Source organism: Paeniglutamicibacter sulfureus, from assembly GCF_030512175.1.
Lineage (GTDB): Bacteria > Actinomycetota > Actinomycetes > Actinomycetales > Micrococcaceae > Paeniglutamicibacter > Paeniglutamicibacter sulfureus.
This window is the reverse complement of the sequence record NZ_JAULBL010000001.1, coordinates 297665-321434: the sequence shown is the minus strand read 5'-3', so window position 1 is coordinate 321434 and position 23770 is coordinate 297665. Positions and strand designations below refer to the sequence as shown.

At 63.6% G+C, this 23770-nt stretch carries 19 protein-coding genes and 1 pseudogene; 14 read left to right on the top strand and 6 right to left on the bottom strand.

Translation table 11 applies throughout. From position 1 onward, the window contains the following. Nucleotides 1–124: 124 nt before the first annotated feature. From Q2T94_RS01435 to Q2T94_RS01420, 4 genes and pseudogenes are all read right to left on the bottom strand, one after another. A complete protein-coding gene (locus Q2T94_RS01435; protein ID WP_302262616.1) occupies nt 125–868 on the bottom strand; it encodes an ATP-binding protein in 744 nt (247 codons plus the stop codon). 22 nt (nt 869–890) lie between these two features. Next, the gene (gene istA, locus Q2T94_RS01430; RefSeq protein WP_302262615.1) at nt 891–2543 is read right to left on the bottom strand and encodes an IS21 family transposase; all 1653 of its coding nucleotides are present in this window, start codon (nt 2541–2543) and stop codon (nt 891–893) included. Nucleotides 2544–2738: 195 nt separating this feature from the next. Next, a pseudogene (locus tag Q2T94_RS01425) lies at nt 2739–2955 on the bottom strand (IS1380 family transposase); the annotation flags it as partial. Between the two features lie 596 nt (nt 2956–3551). Beyond that, entirely contained in the window at nt 3552–4994 is a 1443-nt protein-coding gene (locus tag Q2T94_RS01420; protein ID WP_302262614.1) for a hypothetical protein, read from the bottom strand. Between the two features lie 410 nt (nt 4995–5404). Here Q2T94_RS01420 and Q2T94_RS01415 point away from each other — a divergent pair, with 410 nt between their 5' ends. From Q2T94_RS01415 to Q2T94_RS01385, 7 genes are all read left to right on the top strand, one after another. Next, on the top strand, nt 5405–7630 hold the full coding sequence (locus Q2T94_RS01415; RefSeq protein ID WP_302262613.1) for a polyribonucleotide nucleotidyltransferase: 2226 nt from the start codon (nt 5405–5407) through the stop codon (nt 7628–7630). Between the two features lie 241 nt (nt 7631–7871). After that, complete coding sequence (locus Q2T94_RS01410) at nt 7872–9275, top strand: M16 family metallopeptidase (protein ID WP_302262612.1); 1404 nt, start codon at nt 7872–7874, stop codon at nt 9273–9275. A 429-nt stretch (nt 9276–9704) separates the two neighbouring features. Further along, nucleotides 9705–10931: a toxic anion resistance protein gene (locus Q2T94_RS01405; RefSeq protein ID WP_302262611.1), complete on the top strand. Its 1227-nt coding sequence runs from the start codon at nt 9705–9707 to the stop codon at nt 10929–10931. Further along, nucleotides 10931–11743, top strand: a complete 813-nt coding sequence (locus Q2T94_RS01400) for a hypothetical protein (RefSeq protein ID WP_302262610.1) — start codon at nt 10931–10933, stop codon at nt 11741–11743. The genes Q2T94_RS01405 and Q2T94_RS01400 overlap by 1 nt, the downstream gene beginning before the upstream one ends. Before the next feature lie 390 nt (nt 11744–12133). Beyond that, complete coding sequence (locus Q2T94_RS01395) at nt 12134–13642, top strand: alanine/glycine:cation symporter family protein (protein WP_302263339.1); 1509 nt, start codon at nt 12134–12136, stop codon at nt 13640–13642. A 251-nt stretch (nt 13643–13893) separates the two neighbouring features. Then, complete coding sequence (locus tag Q2T94_RS01390; protein WP_264270354.1) at nt 13894–14436, top strand: PadR family transcriptional regulator; 543 nt, start codon at nt 13894–13896, stop codon at nt 14434–14436. A gap of 4 nt (nt 14437–14440) precedes the next feature. Further along, nucleotides 14441–16153, top strand: a complete 1713-nt coding sequence (locus Q2T94_RS01385; RefSeq protein ID WP_436836805.1) for an ABC1 kinase family protein — start codon at nt 14441–14443, stop codon at nt 16151–16153. Nucleotides 16154–16162: 9 nt separating this feature from the next. On the opposite strand, the gene Q2T94_RS01380 is transcribed toward Q2T94_RS01385, so the two are convergent. Continuing rightward, nucleotides 16163–16456 (bottom strand): MoaD/ThiS family protein, encoded by a 294-nt coding sequence (locus tag Q2T94_RS01380; protein ID WP_302262609.1) that lies wholly within the window; start codon nt 16454–16456, stop codon nt 16163–16165. Then, the gene (moaA, locus tag Q2T94_RS01375) at nt 16457–17515 is read right to left on the bottom strand and encodes a GTP 3',8-cyclase MoaA (protein ID WP_302263336.1); all 1059 of its coding nucleotides are present in this window, start codon (nt 17513–17515) and stop codon (nt 16457–16459) included. 395 nt (nt 17516–17910) lie between these two features. Here moaA and Q2T94_RS01370 point away from each other — a divergent pair, with 395 nt between their 5' ends. The 7 genes from Q2T94_RS01370 to Q2T94_RS01340 all read left to right on the top strand — a co-directional run bounded on the left by Q2T94_RS01370 (nt 17911) and on the right by Q2T94_RS01340 (nt 23703). After that, nucleotides 17911–18453, top strand: coding sequence for a sugar dehydrogenase complex small subunit (locus tag Q2T94_RS01370; RefSeq protein WP_302262608.1), 543 nt, complete (start codon nt 17911–17913; stop codon nt 18451–18453). After that, nucleotides 18450–20075, top strand: a complete 1626-nt coding sequence (locus Q2T94_RS01365) for a GMC family oxidoreductase (protein WP_302262607.1) — start codon at nt 18450–18452, stop codon at nt 20073–20075. Before Q2T94_RS01370 ends, Q2T94_RS01365 begins: the two co-directional genes overlap by 4 nt. Nucleotides 20076–20656: 581 nt before the next feature. Then, nucleotides 20657–21913 (top strand): molybdopterin molybdotransferase MoeA, encoded by a 1257-nt coding sequence (locus Q2T94_RS01360; protein ID WP_302262606.1) that lies wholly within the window; start codon nt 20657–20659, stop codon nt 21911–21913. Beyond that, complete coding sequence (gene moaC / locus Q2T94_RS01355; protein ID WP_302262605.1) at nt 21910–22464, top strand: cyclic pyranopterin monophosphate synthase MoaC; 555 nt, start codon at nt 21910–21912, stop codon at nt 22462–22464. Before Q2T94_RS01360 ends, moaC begins: the two co-directional genes overlap by 4 nt. Then, entirely contained in the window at nt 22461–22961 is a 501-nt protein-coding gene (locus Q2T94_RS01350) for a MogA/MoaB family molybdenum cofactor biosynthesis protein (RefSeq protein ID WP_302262604.1), read from the top strand. Before moaC ends, Q2T94_RS01350 begins: the two co-directional genes overlap by 4 nt. After that, entirely contained in the window at nt 22951–23397 is a 447-nt protein-coding gene (locus Q2T94_RS01345) for a molybdenum cofactor biosynthesis protein MoaE (RefSeq protein ID WP_302262603.1), read from the top strand. The genes Q2T94_RS01350 and Q2T94_RS01345 overlap by 11 nt, the downstream gene beginning before the upstream one ends. A 63-nt stretch (nt 23398–23460) precedes the next feature. After that, nucleotides 23461–23703, top strand: a complete 243-nt coding sequence (locus tag Q2T94_RS01340) for a DUF6953 family protein (protein ID WP_302262602.1) — start codon at nt 23461–23463, stop codon at nt 23701–23703. The last annotated feature ends 67 nt before the right edge of the window (nt 23704–23770 follow it).

The window sequence follows — 23770 nt, the reverse complement described above, 5'->3', positions numbered from 1 at the left end:
AACCCCAAGCGGTACCACTTACGCGGAAATGGGGTACCACCTACGTGGAATGGGCGTACCAACTAGGCATATCTGCCACGAGGACCCGGTAGTGCCCGAACCCTCGCACCAGCACCCCACCGCTTTAGCTTGCAGGCTCAGCTCCTTGATCGGCGTGGGCGCGCCGGCGCATATTCGGCCCGTCAAGCTGGATCAGTTCACTGCTGGAAACAATGCGGTTAAGGATTGACTCGGCGATCACCGCATCGTGCAGCGACTTGTACCAGTCCTCGGGATCGAACTGCGACGTCACCACCGTGGCGCCCCGGTGTTCACGTCCTGCAAGGATATTGAGCAGTTCGCTCGCAGTCTCCGGGCTGATCGGCGTGGTCAGGAAATCATCCAGGACCAGGACATCGCAGTCGTGCAGGTCTCCGAGGAACTTCAGCCGTTCGGAGTCCGCCCGATGATAGACCGCGAGCTTATTGGCCAGGTCATCAAGCCGGAAGTAGCGTGCCGTGTGGTCGTGCCGGCAAGCCGCGTTGACCAAGGCCTGGGCCAAATACGATTTGCCGACACTTGATTTCCCGAGGATCACCAGATTCGTCGTCTGCTCAATCCACTGGCACGACGCGAGCCGTGCCACGACCTCCCGGTTCAGCGTCCTATCGGGCAGATAGTGGATCTCTTCAATGCAAGCGGCCGGGTTGGGCGTTTTCGACTCCTTGAGCAGTTTCACCACCCGACGCTGGGCCCGGGCCGTGGTCTCCTGGTCCAAGGCGTGACGGACCTTGCGGGAGAACGTCCATTCGTCATAGGCCGGATCGTTGGCCATGTCGATGACAGCCTGGCCGAACGCGGTCATCCGCAACCTGGTAAACAGCCCCATGTCATCTTCCGTCAGGTGGTGGTCAAGCACGGCCTTCCCCCGTCGTCGGCTCGGTCAGGCTTGCGTTGGTCAGCGCCTCGAGACTGAACTGCGAGATCCCGTCCAGGTGGGCACGGCTGGTATCCCGGACGCCCACCGTTCTCCCCGTCGCAGCGGACGGCCCCGGGCCAGGAGCGAGAGTTGCAGGACGCCCGGCATGGTCCGCACGCAGGACGGCGATGCGATGCTTGACCGCGGTATAGCTGATCGGGTTCCTCGCGTCGTGCACGCAGAGGTCGTGGCAGGCCTGTTCCAACAGGCTGCGGTTGTTGCCTTTCCCCAGCTCGAGGATGTTCAAGCACGACCGGTAGCCCTGGGCTTCGATCTTCTTCCGCTCCAGCAACCGGGTCAAAGCCTGGACCGTGTAGGGGCCGACCTTGGTCGCTTGCCGGATGAAATAGGCCCGGGTCCATAGCAGTGAGGTGTCCTCATACCCGTGCGGCGCATGGTCGGCGTCGGTGACGTAGGAATGACGCCGCGCCCCACGCTGGTGCGAAGCGATCACTGCCCCGCCGGCAAGGATCGTGACCTGCTCACCGACCACCCGCACGTCCAGGGTCTGCCCGGCGTGCTGGTGCGGAACCGAGTATTTGATCGTGTCGACCTGCACGTGCCAGTCCCGCGAGACCTTCGCCTTGCGCCACTGAACTTCCCGCCACGGCTCATCCGGGAGGCCGATCAACTCGGGGCGCTCGGCTTCCTCGAACCACTCACGCCGGGAGCGGGGCTCACCGCGGAAGGGCGTCCGTTCGTTGATCATGTCCATCTGTTCGGCCACGGCCTCATTGAGCTCATCCAGGGTCGTGAAGCGCCGGTCGGCAAGATAGTGGATGATCCAGTTCGTCACGATCTTCACCCCGGCCTCGACGTGGCCTTTCTCTTGCGGCTTGTAGGATCCGGTCGGGACTGCCGCGCTCTGGTAATACTCCAGGAAAGCCTCATAGGACTGGTTCACGTCCCGGGCCTTTTCATAGCGGCTGATCTGGTTCGAGGCGGTCGAGGCATTGTCGGGAATGACCAGTTGGGTCACGCCTTGAAAATATTCAAAGGCCCTGCGGTGCATCTGGCACCACGCTGGAAGCTTCTCGTCCAGGGACCCGTACGCGAAGATCATGCCCGAATACGGCAACGACGCCACGAAGACCGAGACCTTCGTGGTTTCCCGGGTGATGGGGTCGGTCAGCTGCATCTTGGTCCCGGCCCAGTCGACCTGCATCGTGCGTCCGGGTTCGTGCGTAAGCGGGCTGGTCAGGTCGTTGGCCTTCACGTGCTCGGCAACGATCTGGCAGAACCGTTCATACCCGTAAAACCGGGCGGAGCCCGTGTGCGGGGTGTCCAGGTAGCGGGCCCACATGACCTTTAACGGTGGCTTTTTCCGGCCGATCCGGGCCTTCACCACGGCATCGATGTTGACGGGAACGAACTCGCTGGACACGTTCTTGCGGCCATCGCTGAAAAGCCGGTCAAGGTCCTCATCGCTAAGCGCACCGACCTGATCAAGGGTGGTCAGTTTCTGGTCGTCAAGGACCTGGCGGGCCTTGGAGATCGTTCGATGCGAGCAACCGGCTCGCGCTTGGACCTGCCGATACGAATTGCCCTGCACCAGCAGGGCCATGATTTGTTTGTAATCAGCCACTACGGTCGGTTTCCTTTCACTGTCCACGACCTGTTGCCGTGGGTGAAAGCAATCCTGACTCTGAATCCCCCGAAGCGCTACCGGATACTTACATTTTTGCTACCGGTTCGTTCCACATGCGCTACCGAAAGCTCCGCCTAAACATTGCCGTGCTCCGCGCACCAGTTTCCCGGCCATCGAAAACAGCCGGTAAGGCTACCGCTTCACGTCCCAGACCCCGGCGGCGTGCCCCCACGGCAGGACCGCGAGCTGGATCCTTGACACCAGGTTCATTGCGAACATCGCCAGGTCGGCCCACGCCTCGTTGGTGGCAAACGAGAAGTAGGGACACTTGCCGAGGCCCGTGTTCCTCGGGGCTGGTGCTGTTCTCGCATCTGCGGGCGCGGTGCTGGGCGTCGGGGGACCCGACGTTGCATTGCTGGGGTAGCCGGCGCACCTCAGCGGATGGTAGCGCTGCCAACCGCTGGGATGGCCTTCTTCGCGGTCGAGACATGGCGTGTTGGTCCCGACCGGAGCGAAGGTTGCCGTGGAGGCTCACCACTGAGCCATCGCCTGCCTGATGTGGTCGCCCCCCGTCTTGCGGGGAGATCGGATCGGGTAGAGCAGCGAAGGGCCCGGAGATTTTCGCGTGGCCGGAACGACACTACCAATAAGCCGGAACAGGACTAACTCCTGAGGCTATTTAGCAGCTCGGCATCCACGTTACGACCGGCAAATGGATGGGTGGTGGATTGTCCGGATCCGGCCCTATTTCCTTGGTGCCTTTCGGTCCCGGTGACAGCCCCCTGGATCATGAATGACAGGGGGAGCGGATTATGCCGGGACCGACACAGACAGGCCAGCAACCCCACTCCTTACCCATGAGTCTCGGTTGCGGGGCTACGAAAAAGGTAACGGGAGGGGACGGTTAGGCGGGATAGCCACATCTATTAGATCTGGAACTGAACCCTCCATGAAATCATGCCTCCCATATAACTTGTTGAGGGATGATTGCCGCAAAGTCCAAAGCTACGATTTGTCAGTGGGTGTTCGTTGTTCTTGCCCCGCTGCATGGTTCGAGAGCCACTGCATTATCCCCAGAAAGCCCCATCCTGCGGTGATAAGGCGGTTCTCGAGGTCTCGTAGTGACATTTGATGCTGTGCGGAAGAAATTTTCTCCAATTCGGATGCTTTCTCAGTTAGTGCGCCTACGACTCCGTCGGCATCAATGTCAGCTCGTACGCTTCGGTAATTCAGCGTGATAGAGAGAATGACTGTGCCAACGACGAGCAAACCAAGGATGCCATTGAGCAGCTTCGAAATAATCGCGAAGCTGCCGACGGGTGCTAAAGCGCTGATCTCTCCAAAATATGTTCCGGCGGCTGAATAGTAGACAAAAGTCCACCATTCTGTTGAGGATGAACTGGAGAATTGGGCTGGTGCGAGTATATATACGCCAAGGTTAATAAACGTAAAAGCTAGTATGACTTGGATTGTTAGGCCGACGGTGGCAAAGATATTTAGTAGGACGACCGACGGCCCTTTGCGGTACTGGTCTATACAAACTGCCCAGAATTGCAATACGCGTGTCACGAGAACGCTGTAACCTGTGCTATCCCGGAATTTTCTTGCGTCGTCAATGGTCCATGACTGGATCGTGACACGATTGGGGACAATCGGTGCGGGGAGTTTGTCAATAAACCGCTTCTCCAGGGCCCAGTTGATGAACTTCTTTTGAGCACGAATGAAGGCGGTTGAACGTAAGAGGTCGATGGCAGTTATTGAAAGCCACCAAACCAGCACCAGAACCATCGCGATGATCCCCGCTATGACCCATGGCTGCTCAGTTGAAGTAATCATGAAACCGGACAGACACGCGATCGCCAGTGCAATGATGAATGGGCGTGCTTTTGATCCTAAGCTCATCACGATGCCAGCAAAGCCAACGACAAATAGTGAGCTACGTTTCTTGATCAGAAACTTAGGGAATTTCCAGCAGGTGAGCACGAGTGGAAACCCAATCACATATGCCAGGCTGAGCCCGAGTCGTCGCCAGTTGAAAAGTAAAAGAAGCAAGGCAGCCAAGACCAGAACGAGTAGCCATCGAAAATCGAGTAGCCACACTGCCTCTGGCCATATGGCGGTGAGCATGACTCTGTCGAGGTCACCGATGAACAATTTGACAACTATGAATGTCCAAACGGCGGATGCAACGACGTCAAGGGCCCGACGCCAGTCCGTGCGCTTCCTACGACGACGAGTAAGGCCACGGCGACGCCGCGTTGGATCTTTTCGTGTATCTGCGGATGCGTCAGGACTCGGGTTCTCAGCAACCAGTTTGTTGATGAGGTCCCATACTTCATTTGACGGAGCGGGTGGTGGAGAAGGCGAATCGTCTCGGAAATTAGCCGAGCGGGCATAAACCTTCTGATTGCGTTGTGGCCGTTGTTTGACGATCTGGCTGCTCCTCAAAGTGATTCTTATGCTAAGCCGCAAACTGTATCAAGTTGGAGAGACACCATGACTTTGGGTTGAATGTGGAAGCCGTGCTACTGATATGCGGCCGAACATAGCGGTACCCACCGGTTTGGATCGCATTTAACCCATGCGCTCTGGAAATCAAGCAGAACTGCACCTTTCCAGGATTCCCGGTAGTCTTATACGTGGTTCTCCGTGTATTGCGGAAAACCACAACAAACAATTACTCCCCGGACCGTGTGCATCAGGGTCCACGCCGCGCAGATCGCGGTCCTCGGTAGTGGCTTTCGCTCAGGGTATCTACCTTTTAGTAGCGCGAGTCTCGATCGAAGACCAGATCCGGGTACGGAACACTGGGTACGCATCCAAAGTGTCCTGGGAGCGATCGAAAGGAATGCCCCCAAATGGAGGGTCCAGAAATTCAGTTCGCAGAGGCCGTGATCGACAACGGTCGGTACGGCAAGCGCGTTATCCGCTTCGAAACCGGCCGTCTGGCCCAGCAGGCCGCAGGTGCGGCCATGGTGTACATCGACGAAGAAACCGCACTGCTCTCGGCCACCACGGCCGGCAAGCACCCGCGCGAAGGCTTCGACTTCTTCCCGCTGACCGTGGACGTCGAGGAGCGCATGTACGCTGCCGGCCGCATCCCGGGCAGCTTCTTCCGTCGCGAAGGTCGCCCGTCGACCGAAGCCATCCTGGCTTGCCGCCTGATGGACCGCCCGCTGCGCCCGGCCTTCGTCAAGGGCCTGCGCAACGAGGTCCAGATCGTGGTCACCGTTCTGGCGATCAATCCGGACGAGCTCTACGACGTGGTGGCCATCAACGCCTCCTCGATGTCGACCCAGCTCTCGGGCCTGCCGTTCTCCGGCCCGATCGGCGGCGTCCGCGTTGCCCTGGTTGACGACGGAAACGGTGCCCAGTGGGTAGCCTTCCCGAAGCACAGCCAGCTGGAAAACGCAGTCTTCAACATGGTTGTTGCAGGCCGCATCGCTGGCGACGACGTCGCCATCATGATGGTCGAGGCCGAAGCCACCGACAACTCCTGGAACCTCATCAAGGAACAGGGCGCTACCGCCCCGACCGAAGAGGTTGTTGCCCAGGGCCTTGAGGCTGCAAAGCCGTTCATCAAGGCACTGTGCGAGGCACAGTCGGACCTGGCAGCTCGCGCCGCCAAGCCGACCGTCGAGTTCCCGGTCTTCCGCGACTTCGAGGACGACGTCTTCGCAGCCGTCGAGGCCAAGGCCGCCGCCAAGCTCACCGAGATCTACCAGATCGCCGGCAAGCAGGAGCGCGACAACGCTTCCTCCGCCTTCAAGGACGAGGTCGTTGCCGAGCTCGCCGCCGAGGGCACCGCCTTCGAGAAGCGCGCAGGCGAGGTCTCCAAGGCCTTCGGTGCTGTCACCAAGCAGGTCGTGCGCCAGCGCATCCTAACCGACCAGGTCCGCATGGACGGCCGTGGCCTGTCCGACATCCGCAAGCTCACCGCCGAGGTCGAGGTTCTTCCCCGCGTCCACGGTTCGGCGATCTTCGAGCGTGGCGAAACCCAGATCATGGGCGTCACCACCTTGAACATGCTCAAGATGGAACAGCAGATCGACTCGTTGAGCCCGGTGACGCGCAAGCGCTACATGCACAACTACAACTTCCCGCCGTACTCCACCGGTGAGACCGGCCGCGTGGGTTCGCCCAAGCGCCGCGAAATCGGCCACGGTGCCCTTGCAGAACGCGCCATCATGCCGGTGCTGCCGTCGCGCGAGGAATTCCCGTACGCCATCCGCCAGGTCTCCGAGGCATTGAGCTCCAACGGCTCGACCTCGATGGGCTCGGTCTGCGCATCGACCCTGTCGCTGCTGAACGCCGGTGTGCCGCTGCGCGCAGCCGTCGCCGGCATCGCCATGGGCCTGGTGTCCGACGAAGTTGACGGCCAGACCCGCTACGCGGCCCTGACCGACATCCTCGGCGCCGAAGACGCCATGGGCGACATGGACTTCAAGGTTGCAGGTACCTCGGAGTTCATCACCGCCATCCAGCTTGACACCAAGCTCGACGGCATCCCGGCATCGGTCCTGGCAGCTGCGCTGACCCAGGCCCGCGAGGCACGTCTGCACATCCTCAATGTCCTGAACCAGGCCATTGACACCCCGGACGAGCTCTCCACCTACGCTCCGCGGATCATCTCCGTGAAGATCCCCGTAGACAAGATCGGCGAGGTCATCGGCCCGAAGGGCAAGATGATCAACCAGATCCAGGAGGATACCGGAGCGGATATCTCCATCGAGGACGACGGAACCGTCCTCATCGGCGCCACCAACGGGGAAGCTGCAGACGCAGCACGCTCCGCGATCAACGCCATTGCCAACCCGATGGTTCCCGAGGTTGGCGAACGCTACATGGGCACCATCGTGAAGCTGACCACCTTCGGTGCGTTCGTTTCGCTGACCCCGGGCAAGGACGGCCTGCTGCACATCTCCGAGCTGCGCAAGCTCGCCGGTGGCAAGCGCGTTGACGACGTCGAAGACGTTGTCTCCGTGGGCCAGAAGCTGCAGGTCGAAATCACCAAGGTCGACGATCGCGGAAAGCTTTCGCTTGCCCCGGTTGTAGCCGAGGAAGACCTCGTCGAAGCCGAGTAATCCTAGGTTTCTAGGCTAGAAAATCCCGGTCCACCACTTGGTGGGCCGGGATTTTTCTGTCTCCGCACGGCTCCGACCCGTCGGTCTCCTGGCGCAGGGGAGCGAGCGGTGAGAGACCGCTCATGTACTGACGGCGATTGGTTGGCCCTGTGGAAGAATGGAGTAATGCCTTTCGCGCGCCACTGCGCGCGAATAACCCAATGCTCCGCGGTCAGTCAGGCGGACAGTAAGGATGTTTTCTGTGGTCATGATTCCCCTGCCGCTCAACGGCTTTGGAATGTCTCCCGCTCCCGCGGGGGAGCGTGGCGCCACTGGCGCCACGGCCCCGATCGAGGCGGGGGACCCTACCATCGTCCACGGCGAAGCCGGTGGGGCGCTGGTACGCCGTTCGGTCCTGCCCGGTGGCGTTCGCGTGCTGACCGAGGCCATGCCCGGACAGCGTTCGGCCACCATTGGTTTCTGGGTGGCCGTCGGTTCCCGCGATGAACAAGACGGTCAACACGGCTCCACGCACTTCCTGGAACACCTGCTGTTCAAGGGCACCAAGCGCCGCACGGCGCTTGAAATCGCCTCCGCCTTTGACGAGGTAGGCGGCGAGTCCAACGCCGCCACCGCGAAGGAAAGCACCTGCTACTTCGCCCGCGTGCTGGACTCCGACCTGCCCATGGCCATCGACGTCATCGCCGACATGGTCACCTCCGCGGTGATCGATCCCAATGAACTCGAGCAGGAACGCGACGTCATCCTCGAGGAAATCGCGATGGACGCGGACGATCCCGGGGACGTGGCGCACGAGCGTTTCGTCGAGGCCGTCATGGGCCACCATTCCTTGGGCCGTCCCATCGGCGGCACCCCCGAGGCCATCACCGGCATCGGCCGCGACGCCGTCTGGGAGCACTACCAGCGCTTCTACACCCCCGAGGAACTGGTCATCACCGCCGCGGGCTCACTGGACCACGACGAGGTATGCGACCTGGTTCTCAAGGCCCTGCGCACCGCGGGCTGGGAGCTGGAAGAAGGCGCTTCGCCGGTTCCGCGCCGTCCCACCGTCCCGGTGGAGATCACCGGTTCGCAGCGCATCGATGTGATCCGCAGGCCGGTCGAGCAGGTCAACATCATCATGGGCTGCCCGGGCATCGTGGCCACCGACGAGCGCCGTCACGTGATGAGCGTGCTGAATGCGATCCTCGGCGGCGGCATGTCCTCGCGCCTTTTCCAGGAGATCCGCGAGAAGCGCGGGCTGGTGTACTCCACCTACTCGTTCTCCGCCGCGTACTCCGACGCCGGCTACTTCGGCATGTACGCCGGGTGCGCCCCGGCCAAGACCGAACGCGTGATCAAGTTGCTGGGCGAAGAGCTGGAAAAGCTGGCGGCAGATGGCATCACCGACGAGGAGCTGCGCAAGGCCGTTGGCCAGCTCTCCGGCGGCATGGTGCTGGCACTGGAGGATCCGGGATCGCGCATGTCGCGTCTGGGCCGCGCCGAGCTTGTCACCGGCGTCTTCCACGACATCGACGAGTCGCTCGAACGCGTCAAGGCAGTCACCCCGGCACAGGTGCAGGAATTGGCGGCGCTGCTGGCGTCCCGTCCGCGCACCATCACCGTGGTGGGTCCGTTTGATAAGCCTTCGGACTTCGGAATGTAGGCCTTCCGGCCTTTGGTCAAAAGGACCGTTTTTGCTTCTTTGGAAGAAAAAACGGTCCTTTTCTCAATTTCCAGGAACTCTCGGTGTATTTCCAAAATTCTAGAATGAAAGATTCTGACCATGGCTTCGTAGTCTGATTCACGAAGTGGCACGCTGGGCGTCATGGATGCTGTTGTCGCCGATCTTCTCGAACAAGACATGCGATGACAGCGAGGATGCTTGAGGGCAAGGACGCCAACGTTTTCTCGATTCTCAATTCCGTCAAGGGCCCGCAAAAAGGAACAGGTTTGTCTTTTCCGCAAAGATTGTGGTCCGGCTGATGAGATAGATTTAAATGTGATTGCCGCGGCTAAAACAGGCCATTTACTGTTACCTACAAGTAATCCCTAGTAGACTGCAAGTGTCCCAGAGCCTTCCAAGGAGTACATCATGCTGAACCCACTCGACCTCGGCGCGACCTCGTCCCCGCAGGTTGGAAATCCACTTGAGCTGGAGCCGCCGAAACCAATAGTTGAGGTGGTAGTTCACGCTCCGGAGAAGGTCGGCGGCATGATCCTGGTGGATGCCGACGCACAGCAGAAGCACGCCGAAAATGCCAAAACCTTTCTTGATGACCTGCTGGCCACACCCCTCCAGAGCCCGGAGTTCCAGACCAAGTTGGCGCAGCTGACCCGGCTGGGCGAGGGAACGATGCAGCAGGCAAGCTCCGCATCCAACCGCATGTTGAGGAGACCGGCAGCCGCCCTCGCAGCCACCGGCGCCGACCCTGCATCGCGTACCGGCAACACCCTGGCGGAACTGCGACAGATTGTCACCGAGCTAGACCCCAAGCGCCATGATTTGACTGGCGCGAAGCGCATTCTGCGGTTCCTTCCCGGAGGCAACGCCATCCAGCGATACTTCATGAGGTACGAATCGGCACAAGAACAACTTGACGCCATCACCAAGGCTCTGAAGGGTGGGCAGGACGATCTCCGTCAGGACAACGCCGCCATCCAGACCGAACGCGATACCCTCTGGGCGGCGATGGGGCAGTTGGCGAACTACGCCGTGCTCGCGAGCCACCTTGGAAACGGTTTGGAGCAGCGGATCGTAGAGCTGCGCAATACGGGCAAAGCGGACGACGCCACAACACTTGAAGCAGACGCCCTCTTCTACGTCCGCCAACGCCACCAAGATCTAATGACCCAGATGGCGGTATCCATCCAAGGGTACCTAGCTCTTGATGTGGTCAAGAAGAACAACTCCGAGCTGATCAAGGGTGTGGATCGGGCGCTGGACACTACACTCGCGGCGCTTCGGGTAGCGGTGATCGTTGCGCAGGCCCTGGCCCAGCAAAAGATCGTGCTGGCGCAAATTGATGCCCTCAACTCAACTACCTCGGACTTGATCGTTTCGACCTCGGAACTTCTTCGCTCCCAGGGCGCAGCCATTCATAAGACTTCCGCCCAAGCCTCGATCGACTCCACCAAGTTGCAACAAGCATTCGATAATGTTTTCCAGGCCATGGACGAGATCGATAGGTTCAAGGTCGAAGCCGCACAGTCGATGAAACAGACAGTGCAGGTTCTTGAAGGCCAAGTTGGTCAGGCTCGACTTCAGCTGGAGCGTAGTCATGCCTCTGACGCCGCCACTACTCACCCACGGGGCGCATAATGCTGTCGCGCTTCACTCGAGGGAACATCTTCAAAGTGGTTCTTGCCTTCGTATTTTGGCTTTTCGCCGCTTTTTACGTGCTCATCATCGGCATGGGCGCCAAGAACAAAAAGGTCATGCTTGAAGGTGGGCTCTACGCTGTCCTCTTTATTGGTGCTTTCTCTCTCCCTAATGGCAGCGGCGCTATGCTCGGTCTCGGATCCATGGTCTTGTCGGCCGTGCGGTCCTACATGCTTCGCGATCTCTGGCTCCCCAGGCGGGTTCGGAGACTGCGCAGTGGCGAGACGGTCCAGATACCGGCGCCAGTGGCCGCACCAGCGCCGCCGATCCAGTTCTACCAGCCGTCCCCGGCAGCAACTCCGGTTGCCGGGGCGTCGGACGAACTGTCGACCGCTCTGACATGGGTGAGCACGCAAGCCAAACAGAACAAGCACCGTCTTCCCGCTGATACGTACGTAACCATTCTGGAAACGTGCCAGATGCTTGACTCGGTCATCGACGCGGAAACCCGGCAGCCCTCTGGCGATGCGCGCTTTGAGTATGAACTCGAAGCCATGGTGCGGGAGTACCTACCCAATGTTCTTCAGGGATTCCTGGCCGTACCGCCGAGCATGGTGGACAATCGGCAACCAAACGGGCGAACACCCAATGAGGAATTGGTTGAGCAACTTCGTCTCCTTCTGGGACAGGCCGAGACGTTGCACTCCACCCGGCACAACCAAACCTCGGCGGATTTGACCACTACGGGCAACTTCCTCCGGGAGCGGTTCGGGCACCACCAACCAGGTGGCTTCGACTTCGGGATCAAGTAAGAAAGCACGGACCGTAGTCGCCGGTGTTTCGCTGCGAGAACGCCGTGCCAGGTGTCTTTGATTACTGGCGGTGCTGCTGGCATCCCGTCCGCGAAGGATCACCGTGGTTGGCCCCTTCGGCAAGCCTTCCGTTTTAGGCAAGTAAGGCGTTTCTACACCTCGTCCAAAGGACCGCTTCTTTCCCGCTTCGGGAAGGGAACGGTCCTTTTTCGTGTTTTGGGAGATGATTACGACCGATCGTCGCTGAATCGTTACCGTTTGTCTTGGTTAATCGGGATGTCACGTGCAATTGGTCACCGGACGTGGGATATACCGTAGGATAAGTGCTTTGTGACAGCAGTCACGCTCGCACTTTCACCACTCGCACGAGAAGATATGGGACCCATACTTATGGACGACCTCGCAACTCTCCTCGGTGACATCAGTAGCGTCATCTGGGGACCCTTCCTGCTGATCCCGTTGCTTTTGGGCACCGGGCTTTACCTGACCTTCCGCCTGGGCGGACTCCAATTCCTGAAACTGGGCGCAGCGCTGCGCCTGGGCCTGCTCAAGCGCAAGGACGCCGGATCAGAGGGAGACATCTCCCAGTTCCAGGCATTGACCACCGCACTTGCCGCCACCGTCGGCACCGGTAACATCGTCGGCGTGGCCACGGCCATCGGCATCGGCGGCCCGGGTGCGCTGTTCTGGATGTGGGTCACCGGTCTGCTCGGCATGGCCTCGAAGTACTCGGAGGCCTACCTGGGTGTCCGTTACCGTGGCACCGACGCGGCGGGGGAGAAGTCCGGCGGTCCGCAGTACTACCTGGAGCGCGGCATCCGCGGTCCCCTGGGCAAGTTCCTGGCGCTGTTCTTCGCCATTGCCGCCACCATTGCCTGCTTCGGCATCGGCAACATGACCCAGGGCAACTCGATCTCGGCCAACCTGGAGAACTCCTTCAACGTCCCGACCTGGACCACCGGCCTGGTGCTGACCATCATGGCCATGGTCGTGCTCGTGGGCGGCATCAAGTCCATCGGCAAGGTCACCGCCGGCTTCGTGCCGATCATGATCGTCTTCTACGTCGCCGCGGCCATCTACATCCTGATTGCCAACGTGGGCCAGATCCCCGCGGCCATCGGCCAGATCTTCACCGAAGCCTTCACCGGCACCTCCGCGGTCGGCGGCTTCGCCGGCTCGGCCATCATCATCGCCGTTCAGTTCGGCGTGGCCCGCGGCATCTTCTCGAATGAATCGGGCATGGGCTCGGCAGCCATCGCGGCCGCCGCGGCGCAGACCACCCACCCGGTCCGCCAGGGCCTGGTCTCCATGACCCAGACCTTCATCGACACCATCATCGTTGTCACCTGCACCGGCCTGGTCATCATCACCACCGGAGCCTGGAACTATGTCGACCCGGAAACCGGGGAGCAGATCGCTGCCTCCCTGATGACGGGACATGCCTTCACCTTCGGCCTGCCAGGTGAATGGGGCCACTGGATCGTGACCATCGGCCTGGTCATGTTCGCCTTCTCCACCATCCTGGGCTGGTCCTACTACGGTGAACGCAACATCGAGCGACTCCTCGGGCGCAAGGCGGTCATGCCCTTCCGCGTGGTCTTCTCGCTGGTCGTCTACGTGGGTTGCACCACGCAGCTGACAGCCGTGTGGAACTTCTCCGACATGATGAACGGCCTGATGGCCATCCCGAACCTGATCGGCCTACTGATCCTCTCGGGCATGATTGCCCGCGAGACCCGCTGGTACCTCAAACACGACCCGAAGCTCGAGGCCACCAAGGACGAGATCGAGGCCTTCATGAAGGAACGTCCGGGATGGGCGGACTGGAAGGCCGGGGACGTCCTGGGCTCCAGCCGCATGTCCAGCTCGGAACGCGACGCCGTGGGTGACCGCTCCTAGCGCCACCCTTTCCGCAGTCGCGGACACCACGGGCGATCCCCGCCACCAAGGCCCCTCGGGCCAGGGTGGCGGGGATCGCCTTTTGGGTTTCAGCGAAAGATATAGTCTGACCGATTGTCGCCCGGCGGTCGACATGGGCGGAAGGCCCTTGGCTTATAGGCAATTCAAGGCCCAAACCCATGGATTTCCCAGCATCGGGCGACGTATCTTTAAGTATCGTTCGTACATCGTTAGCGATAGAGGAGAGCATCATGCACCACTCAAATCCAACGGGCGGTTTCTCCGCCAACAACCTGGACGGCGTGTGGCAGGCCGTCGAGGAGCTGCGTTCACGCTTTGAAAAGCGCGCGGGCACCCGCGCGGGACGCGGCGAGGTGCGCTCGGCGGTTCTTGCCCTGCTCGCCGAGCGGCCCATGCACGGCTACCAAATCATCCGGGAGATCGAGGAGCGCAGCGGAGGGGCATGGAAGCCCAGCGCAGGCTCCGTCTACCCCACGCTGCAGCTGCTGGCTGACGAAGGGTCTGTCAACGCCGAGGAATCCAACGGCCGCAAGATCTACTCGCTGACCGAGGCCGGCCGCGAGGAGGTTGCCGACTCGAAGCTCTCGGTGCCGTGGGAGCCCGCCGGGGGAACTGCTGGATCCGGCGGCGGTTCGCTGCCCAAGGCAGGCGTCGAGCTGGCCCAGGCCGCCGCACAGGTGGGCCGCACCGGCACCCCGGAGCAGGTCCAGGAGGCTGTGGCGGTGCTTGAGGAGGCACGCCGCAAGCTGTACTCGATCCTCGCCCAGGGCTGATTAGGTGGCCTCCGGTCCCCGGGACCGCGCGGAGATGATGGCGGGCGCGGGGAACACCCGCGCCCGCTACCGGCGCATCCTGCGCTTCGCCGCCTGGAACCTCGCCGTCACGTGGTTCTTCGAATTGTTCCTGCCCCGCCTTGGGCTCGCGCGGGTTGCCGAGCGCTCCCGTGCCCGGCGCATGCGGCGCTTCGCGCAGCGCTTCCATGTGCTCGCGGTGGACCTGGGCGGACTGATGATCAAGGTCGGCCAGTTCATGTCTTCGCGCCTCGACGTGCTGCCGCCGGAAATCACCGCGGAGCTCGAGGGGTTGCAGGACGAGGTGCCGCCCGTCCCGTTCTCCGCCATCCGCGCGCTGGCAGAGGCCGAGCTGGGCACGACGCTGGAGACGGTGTTCGCCTCGGTCGAGCAGGTGCCGATCGCCGCCGCCTCGCTTGGGCAAGTGCACCGGGCGCGGCTGATGCCCGAGGATGCCGCGGCGGCCGGTTTCGACACCGTGGTGGTGAAGGTGCAGCGGCCGGGCATCGACGGGATCGTCGCCACCGACCTGGCGGCGCTGCGGAAGGTGGCCGGCTGGCTCAGCCACGTGCGCGTGGTGTCCAGGCGCGCCAACGCCCCGGCGTTGGTCGAGGAGTTTGCCGCCACCAGCCTGCAGGAAATCGACTACCTCAACGAGGCGGCCAACGCCGAGCGCTTCGGCGCCGACTTCGATCACGACCACCGCGTGGCGGTGCCCGGGGTCGTATGGGAGCGCTGCACCCGCCGCGTACTCACCCTGGAAGATGTCACCGCCATCAAGATCACCGACCTGTCCGGGCTGCGGGCCGCAGGCATCGATCCGGGCGAGGTGGCTCCGGTGTTCGCCGCGGTGATGTTCGACCAGCTGTTCACCAGCGGCTTCTTCCATGCCGATCCGCACCCGGGCAACATTTTCGTCACCCCGGCCACCGACCCGGAAGCCCCGCATCCCTGGAAGCTGACCTTCATCGACTTCGGCATGATGGGCGAGGTCCCGTCCAACACCCGCAGCGGGCTGCGCAAGCTGCTGATCTCCGCCGCCGGGCGCGACGGCAAGGGACTGGTCGCCGCGATCGGGGAGCTGGGCGTGCTGGTGTCAACGGCCGACACCGCCGAGCTGGAGCGCGCGCTGACGCAGCTCTTCGCCAGATTTGGCGGCATGGGCTTTGCCGAGCTGCGCGAGGTGGACCCGCGGGAGTTCCGCGAGTTCGCCGAGGAGTTCGGACACGTCGTCCGCTCGCTGCCGTTCCAGGTGCCGGAGAACTTCCTGCTCATCATCCGTGCCATGTCTCTGACTTCGGGCGTGTGCAGCTCGCTGGACCCGGCCTTCAACCTCTGGGACTCGGTCGAACCCTATGCGGCGCAGCTGCTGCGCGAACAGCGCGGCAACATCGTCCAGGACATGGCGGGGCAGCTGCTGGAGGCCGCGACGCTGGGCCTGGGCCTGCCGCGGCGGATCGACGCGCTGTTCAGCGGACTGCAGGACGGCTCGCTCGCGGTGGCAAACCCGAAGCTGGAACGCCGGCTGGCGCGGGTCGAGGCCACCGGGACGCGGACCGCCTCGGCAGTGGTGTTCGCCGCCCTGCTGCTCGCCGGCGCGGTGCTGCACGCTGACGATGCGGTGCTGGGCACCGTGCTGATGTGGCTCTCGGCGCTGCCGTTGCTGCACGGGCTGTGGGCGGGGCGCCGCGGGCGCTGAGCTTATCCGCTATCCGCCGGCGAAGGGCGGCAGCACGTCCAGCTCGTCGCCGGGGCGCAGCACGCGGTCCTTGTCCTGTTCGCTCACGCCGTTGACCAGGAAGCTGCAGCGCCCCAGCACGGTGGCCAGCGAAGTGGTGCGGCGCAGCAGCGGCCCGTCGGGGACCGGGGCAGCTGAGGGGGCGTTGGCTGCAAGGTGTTCGATCACCGTGCCCAGCGTGGCGCCGGGCAGCTGAAGCAGGTCGAGTCGTTCCTCTGTCGTGCCGGCGGCCTGGGCCGCGGCGGCAAAGTATCGAATGCGCAATTATCCTCCGATGGCGCTCATGGAGCGGTCCGATTGTACAAAGTCCTTGGAGCCCAGTCCGGTGTGGTCCATGCCGTGGGCCCGGGGCTTGCCCCACATGGCAGCCCGCCAACGTTCGGCAATGGCCACGTCGTCCGAGCCGTCGCGCAACAGTGCGGACAGGTCGGTTTCCTCGCGCGAGAACAGGCAGCTCATGACCTTGCCCTCGGCGGTGATGCGGGTGCGCTTGCAGTCGGAGCAGAACGGCTCGGACACCGAGGCGATGATGCCCACCGCACCCAGGATGGTGTCGGGGTCCTGCGGGGTGGAGACCAGGAAGCGTTCGGCCGGAGCGCCGTCGCGCGGACGTGTGTCGGGTGAGAGGCGGAAGCGTGTTTCCAGGTAGGCTCGCAAATCCGCGGCGGTGACCATGTTGTCCTTGCGCCACACATGGTCGGCATCCAGCGGCATCTGCTCGATGAAGCGCAGCTCCAGGCCGCGCTCCAGCGCCCAGGCCAGCAGCTCGGGTGCCTGCTCGTCGTTGATCCCGCGCATCAGCACCGCGTTGATCTTCACCGGCGCCAGGTTGGCGGCCAGTGCCGCATCGATGCCGGCGAACACCGAGTCGATGTGGTCGCGCCGGGTGAGCTTGGCGAAGGTCTCGGCGTGCAGGGTGTCGAGGGAAACGTTGATGCGGGTCAGTCCGGCCTCTTTGAGCGCCGCGGCCTTCTTGGCCAGCCCCACCCCGTTGGTGGTCAGGGATATGGGAAGGTCCGGGTATTCGGTGCGCACCGCGGCGATGATCTGGGGCAGGTCCACGCGCACCAGCGGTTCGCCGCCGGTGAGGCGCAGTTCGCGCACACCCAGGTCGCGCACGCCGATGCGCACGATCCGGGAGATTTCCTCCAGCGTCAGCAGCTTGGACTTGGGCAGCCAGGCCAGCCCGTCGGCGGGCATGCAGTAGGTGCAGCGCAGGTTGCACTTGTCGATCAGGGAGATGCGCAGGTCGGTGGCCTGTCGGCCGAACTTGTCGCTGAGCCCGGGGGAGTCTGCGGGTGCCGGTGTCAGGATGGTGGGCATGGGCAGGCTGACGGTGCTGCGGGGTGTGTCTGTGTTCGTCGCCATATATCGAGGGTAGTCCACGGGGGAGGCCTTTTGACCATTTGTGGCTTGGCCCTTGGCGGACAGCGCGACAGTGCTGCCGCCGGCATTCACCCGGTGTGGTTGGTTGACGCCGCAACGATCCACCGCCCCCAGGGAATGGCGTGCCATACCCACCCACGTGAAGCTTTCCTTCGGGCTGGCCGGGTCCCTATATTCTGTGCGACTGAGTGGTGTGCATCCCCCCAAATCTAGGGATTGCCGTCGGGTCGGTTTCGGGAGAATCATGAAGAGTCCACGGCAATGCCGTCCTATCCCCATAGGGCCCCAGCCGCGTCGAACCCACACCAGTTGATCTCGGGGGGCAGAAGAGCATGGCACTACAGGATCCTCAGTCGGGAGCTCTCACGCAGAGTGAACGAGACCCCGCACACCTCCCGACTCGGCGCGGGGTGCTGGTCGGGCTTGCCGCCGCCGCGGGCGCCGTTGCCGCAGGCGGCCTCACGGCGCCACCGGTCAGGGCAGCAACCACGCCGCGGGCGGTCACGCTCGATGAGTTCATGGAGCTCTCGGACATCTTGACCGACAATGAATTCAGTCTGCGCGACGAGGTGGGTCAGCAGTACCTGCGGGCCCTGAGCAATGATCCGGCACACGCGCAGACACTCCGCGTGCTGGTCAACGGCACGGTGCGCGTGAAGCGTCGACCCAGGACCTTCGACGAAGTTCGTCGCAGCGGCGTCCTGGATGACGATGCCGTGGCGGAGACAGCCCGGCAGATCCTTGTCCATTGGTATTCGGGCCTGGTCAATGGCCGGACCGCTGACTACCTGGAGGCCCTGGCGTGGGAGACGCTGCCGTTCGCCGAGCCGGCGAGCACGGAAATCGGCTTTTCGAAATGGGATGATGTGCCATGAGCGATACTCTCACCACCGATGTGGTCATCGTGGGTTCCGGCGTGGCCGGAGCCCTGGTCGCCGATGCGCTCACGCGCGCGGGTGTCGGCGTCATCATGCTCGAAGCCGGACCACCGGTGGATCGCGACCAAGCGGTCGAGGTCTTTCGGGCCGCCCCGGCCAAGGTCCCCGAAAGCCCGTACCCGAATGTGCCGTGGGCGCCACATCCGACCAGCCTGGAGATCGGGGTTCCCGGCACCGGCTACTTCATCCAGGACGGACCCGATGCCTTCGGCTCCACCTATGAACGGATCGTGGGCGGCACCACCTGGCACTGGCTGGGCAGCACGCCGCGGCTGTTGCCCAGGGACTTCGAGATGCGGACCCGGTTCGGGGTCGGCGCGGACTGGCCGATCACCTACAACGATCTCGAGCCGTGGTATGTCAGGGCGGAGCGCGAAATGGGCGTTTCAGGAGACTCGAACGAGGACCTGGGGTCACCGCGCAGCGCGGGGTACCCCATGGAGGCGATACCGACCAGCTTTCTGGACCGGGTGATCGGCCAAGCCGCTGCCGGGATCGGTCTGCAGGTTCGGTCCACCCCTCAGGCACGCAACTCCGAATCCTCCTTCAATGACCGTCCGCGCTGCGAGGGGAACAGCAACTGCATCCCCATTTGTCCCATCGGCGCCAAGTATGACGCGCTCATCCACCTGGAGCGTGCCCGGGAGAACGGTGCACGGTTGGTGGCCAACGCCGTGGTGTTCGACGTGCTGGTGAGCGGTGGCCGCGCGACCGGGGTGCGATACCGCACACCCGACCGGACCGATCACACGGTGCTGGCCAAGGCCGTGGTGCTGGCCGCGCACGGCATCGAGACGCCGAAGCTGCTGCTGTCCAGCGACAATGGGCGGGGAGTGGCGAACTCCTCGGATCAAGTGGGTCGCAACCTGATGGACCACCCGATCCAGCTGTCGTGGGCCTTGTCTCGCGATCCGGTGTATCCCCAGCGCGGCCCGGGCTCGACGGCCGGGATAGACAGCACCCGCGAGCGTCCCGATGCGGACGCGCGCAGTGCCTTCCGCGTCGAGATCGGCAACGACGGATGGCGGTTCCCCATCGGTGATCCGACGTTCGAGTTCACCGCCCCCGCTCCGTTCCCACGCCTGCGCGAAGGCGGCAACGCACTGGCGCGGCGCTGGAATGAGCACGTCCAGCGCGAGATCCGGTTTGCCAGCTCGGTCGAGCAGCTGCCCGACCCGGGCAACCGCATCGTGCCGGACTTCAACAACCTCGACGACATCGGATTGCCTCGTCCCCGCATCACCTTCGCCGTCGGCGCGTCTGTCCGCGCCGGCATGGCCGACGCGGCCGCCGTACATGAAAACCTGTTCGCAGAGCTGGAGGCCACCGAGCGCAACCACTCCGACGTCCCATTCGGTGCCGGGCACATCATGGGAACGACGGCGATGGGTGAAAACCCGGCCACCTCGGTGGTGGATGCGGAAGGCCGCAGCCATGACGTGCCGAACCTGTGGGTGGTCGGTTCATCGGTGTTCCCCACCGCCGGTACGGCCAACCCGACATTGACGCTGGCTGCGCTGGCCCTGCGGACGGCGGAGCGGTTGGTGGCGCGGTTGTAGCAGTCAAGGAAGGGCTGCCGGGGATCGCCGTCAGCGGTCGCCGGAAAAACCCGCTTCAGCGCTTCCAGCCCAAAACCCACAATTCCACCGACCCCCAGTTATCAGACCCCCGGGAAGAAGCTTCCCGGGGGTCTGCCTTGCCCACAGTGACGATTGGATTGCCAGTCGGGGCCCGATAGGTTCAGGCCCTGCCGAAGCCGTGGCGGCGGTTCCCCAGGCGAGCGATTCAGCCGTGGCAGCACGAGCGGCCACGGCTTCACCGTGCCCGCTGCCTCGGTATGCTTTTTTGAAGGCAGCGTGGTCCGACTGGCCACCAGCCTGCTCCGGCCATCAGCGTCCTCCAAGGACGGCGACATTCGTGGTGGCGCTCGGAGCGCAGGAATTTTCGGATCTTCGAAGGAACAGGGATTGCTGAACCACGGCGCAGATGGGCACATGTTTGGCAACGGTCGAAGTGGCGGCAATGGTGGGACAGCGACGGCCCCGCCGAACGTGCTGCGCGTAGGAAAACGTGGCTGCACTGATGAAGGAATTCGGTGACTAGGAATCCGGCACCACCACTGCGACCTAGGATGGAAGGCATGAGACCACCATTTCGCCGCAGCGTCCGCGGGCACCTGGAAGCCATAGAGGATTTGTTGGCTCCCGCGCTGCGGGATGCGGGCAGCGAACCATTGGAGCTGGTCCAGGCGTTGGGCCGCACGCTGGCCCACGACCTGCTGGCCCCGCGTGCGTTGCCGCCCTGGGACAACTCCCAGATGGACGGGTATGCGGTGCACACCGGGGACCTGGGTTCCGGTGCCTTGCGGGTGGTCGCCCCGATCGCCGCCGGCCAGGCTGCCGCTGCCTTGGTGCGCGGCACCGCCGCGCCCATCATGACAGGTGCCCCGATGCCGGAAGGGGCCAACACCGTCATCCCCGTCGAGGCGGCAGTGCCCGATCGCTTTCCCACCACCGCCGAAGTTGCAGACGGATTCACCGTGGTGCTGCCGGATTCCAGCCCGGTGGGCAACTACGTGCGTGCCCGCGGCAGCGACATCGCCGAAGGTGCGTTGGTCTTGGAGGCAGGGACAAGGCTTGGCCCCACGGCATTGGGCATCGTGGCCGGACTCGGCCTGGCCGAGGTGCAGGTCCATTCCCGGCCGAGGGTGCTGCTGCTGTCCACCGGGGACGAACTGGTCGCCCCCGGCGGGGAGCTGGGCCCGGGGCAGATCCACGACGCCAACACCACGTTGTTGCACACCGCGCTGACGGGTGCCGGCTGCCAGGTGGCCGTCGCGGGCGTACTCGATGACTCGCCCGAACAGTTCACCACGTCCCTGCGGGCGGCGCTGATGGCCGGCGACAGGGACTACCACCTGGTGCTCAGCAGCGGGGGGATCTCCAAGGGTGCCTTCGACGTGGTCAAGGCGGTGCTCGGCGAGCACGGCATCGAATTCGGCTCCGTGGCCATGCAGCCCGGCGGGCCCCAGGGCTCCGGCACCCTTATCCTGCCCGGCTGTGCGCCGGTGGCCTTCATTGCGTTGCCGGGGAACCCGGTCAGCGCCTATGTCAGTTTTGAGATGTTCATCCGCCCGGTCCTGGCCATGGCCTTGGGCCTGCCCGAACGCGTCTTGACCACTGCCACGCTCACCGAGGACCTGGACTCGGTGCCCGGCAAGCTGCAGGTGCGCCGCGGCAGCTACGCCAACGGCACCGTCGCGCCCGTCGGCGGGGCCTCCTCCCACCTCCTGGCCGCCCTGGCTGCCAGCAACGCCTTCATCCTCCTCGACGAGGAGACCACCACCCTGCCCGCGGGAAGCCGCGCGGACATCATGATCATTGGAGACGGCTCATGAGAAGCGAAACCACACCCGAACCGAACGACAATCCGACGCCCGGCGCGCTGTCTCACGTTCGCGCCGACGGCACCGCCCACATGGTCGACGTCAGCGACAAGGCAGAAACCAGCCGCCAGGCCACCGCCGAGGCCTTCGTTCACACCACCGGCGAGGTCCTGGAACTGATCTCCGGTGCCGGGATGCCCAAGGGGGACGCGCTCGCCGTGGCCCGCGTTGCCGGGATCATGGGGGCCAAGAAAACCTCCGAGCTCATCCCGCTGTGCCACCCGCTGCCGATTTCCAAGGTGGTCATCGACTTCGACCTGGACGCCGAAGACTCCGTGCGCATCGTTGCCACGGTGAAGACCCGCGGCGTCACGGGTGTCGAAATGGAGGCGTTGACCGCGGTCAGCACCGCGGCATTGGCCCTGTATGACATGATCAAGGCCGTCGACAAGCACGCGAGCATCACCGACATGCGCGTGCTGGCCAAGTCCGGCGGCAAGTCCGGATCCTGGGACATTGCTCCCCAACAACTTCCCAACACCGAAGGAGAACTGCGCGCATGAGTGCCTGTGAACCACTGGGCGCCCCTCGCAAGGCGGCCATCCTCATTTCATCCACCCGTGCGGCCATGGGCATCTACGAGGATGCCAGCGCCCCGGTCATTGCCGACTGGCTCCAGGAACAGAACTTCGATGTCATCCCGGCCATCGTGGTCCCGGACGGCCCGTCTGTCGGGGCTGCGCTGCAGGGACTGCTGCTGTCCAAGCCGAGCGTCATCATCACTTCCGGCGGCACCGGACTCAGCGCCGATGACAGGACGCCGGAGGAAACCGAACCGCTGCTGGACCGGATGGTCCCCGGCATCATGGAGGCGCTGCGCGCAGCCGGGCGGGAAAAGACCCCGATGTCCGCGCTGAGCCGCGGGCATGCGGGGGTCTCGGGGGAGACCTTCATCGTGAACCTGCCGGGTTCACCCTCCGGGGTCATGGACGGGCTCACGGTGCTCACTCCCTTGCTCACGCACATCTGCGACCAGCTGGAGGGACGCCATGCCCACTAACGGGCCCCGATCACCCGGCAAAGCGGTCTTCGCGGGCATCAGCGACACCCCCATCGACGCGGACACCGCCTGGGACGCGGTGGAGTCAGAGCACACCGGCGCCGTGGTCACCTTCGGCGGCATCGTGCGCAACCACGACGGAGGCCGCGAGGTGCTGAAACTGACCTACAGCGCCCACCCCAGCGCCCCGGCGCGGATGGTCGAGCTGGTGGACGAGGTCGCCTCCCGGCACCCCGGGACCCGGCTGTGGGCGGCCCACCGGGTGGGGGAGCTGCACATCGGGGACGCCGCCCTGGTGGCGGCCGCAGCCGCCGCCCACCGCGGGGCGGCCTTCGACGCCTGCCGCGACCTGGTGGAAACCGTCAAGGCCCACGTGCCGGTCTGGAAGGAACAGTTCTTCGCCGACGGCGAGGTCGAATGGGTGGGCAGCGCCTGAACCTCAGGCGTCCCAACCGGCGCGCGTTGTGTGCTCCGTCCCGCGCACCAGTACCCTGAACAGATGACCAATGCACCAGAAATTGCCCAGTGGATCCTTGACGCGATCCACAAAGAAAAGACCGTCCACCAGGAAGCCCTGGTGCCCCGCATTGCGGAGGCCTTCGGCGACGAGTGGGTCTACACGAATGAAAACGGGCACCCGGCCATCAACCGCGACGTCCTGAAGTCGCTGCGCAAGTTGCGCGACGCCTCGGTGGCCTGGAACCGCGAGGACCGTAGCTGGAACGTCGTCGACGCCGGCTAGCACGACAGACATGAACGAGGGGGGTTACCGGAGCCGTAGGCGCAGGTAGCCCCCTCTGCCGTTGGCC

Excerpts from the sequence above, each read along its gene's own strand:
- moaA (WP_302263336.1), bottom strand. The coding sequence starts at position 17,515 with ATGCCCACCATCCTGACACCGGCACCCGCAGACTCCCCCGGGCTCAGC.
- Q2T94_RS01350 (WP_302262604.1), top strand. The coding sequence starts at position 22,461 with ATGAGTGCCTGTGAACCACTGGGCGCCCCTCGCAAGGCGGCCATCCTC.
- Q2T94_RS01405 (WP_302262611.1), top strand. The coding sequence starts at position 9,705 with ATGCTGAACCCACTCGACCTCGGCGCGACCTCGTCCCCGCAGGTTGGA.
- Q2T94_RS01400 (WP_302262610.1), top strand. The coding sequence starts at position 10,931 with ATGCTGTCGCGCTTCACTCGAGGGAACATCTTCAAAGTGGTTCTTGCC.
- Q2T94_RS01415 (WP_302262613.1), top strand. The coding sequence starts at position 5,405 with ATGGAGGGTCCAGAAATTCAGTTCGCAGAGGCCGTGATCGACAACGGT.
- Q2T94_RS01345 (WP_302262603.1), top strand. The coding sequence starts at position 22,951 with ATGCCCACTAACGGGCCCCGATCACCCGGCAAAGCGGTCTTCGCGGGC.
- Q2T94_RS01395 (WP_302263339.1), top strand. The coding sequence starts at position 12,134 with ATGGACGACCTCGCAACTCTCCTCGGTGACATCAGTAGCGTCATCTGG.
- Q2T94_RS01370 (WP_302262608.1), top strand. The coding sequence starts at position 17,911 with ATGGCACTACAGGATCCTCAGTCGGGAGCTCTCACGCAGAGTGAACGA.
- Q2T94_RS01360 (WP_302262606.1), top strand. The coding sequence starts at position 20,657 with ATGAGACCACCATTTCGCCGCAGCGTCCGCGGGCACCTGGAAGCCATA.
- Q2T94_RS01390 (WP_264270354.1), top strand. The coding sequence starts at position 13,894 with ATGCACCACTCAAATCCAACGGGCGGTTTCTCCGCCAACAACCTGGAC.
- moaC (WP_302262605.1), top strand. The coding sequence starts at position 21,910 with ATGAGAAGCGAAACCACACCCGAACCGAACGACAATCCGACGCCCGGC.
- Q2T94_RS01365 (WP_302262607.1), top strand. The coding sequence starts at position 18,450 with ATGAGCGATACTCTCACCACCGATGTGGTCATCGTGGGTTCCGGCGTG.
- Q2T94_RS01340 (WP_302262602.1), top strand. The coding sequence starts at position 23,461 with ATGACCAATGCACCAGAAATTGCCCAGTGGATCCTTGACGCGATCCAC.
- Q2T94_RS01435 (WP_302262616.1), bottom strand. The coding sequence starts at position 868 with ATGGGGCTGTTTACCAGGTTGCGGATGACCGCGTTCGGCCAGGCTGTC.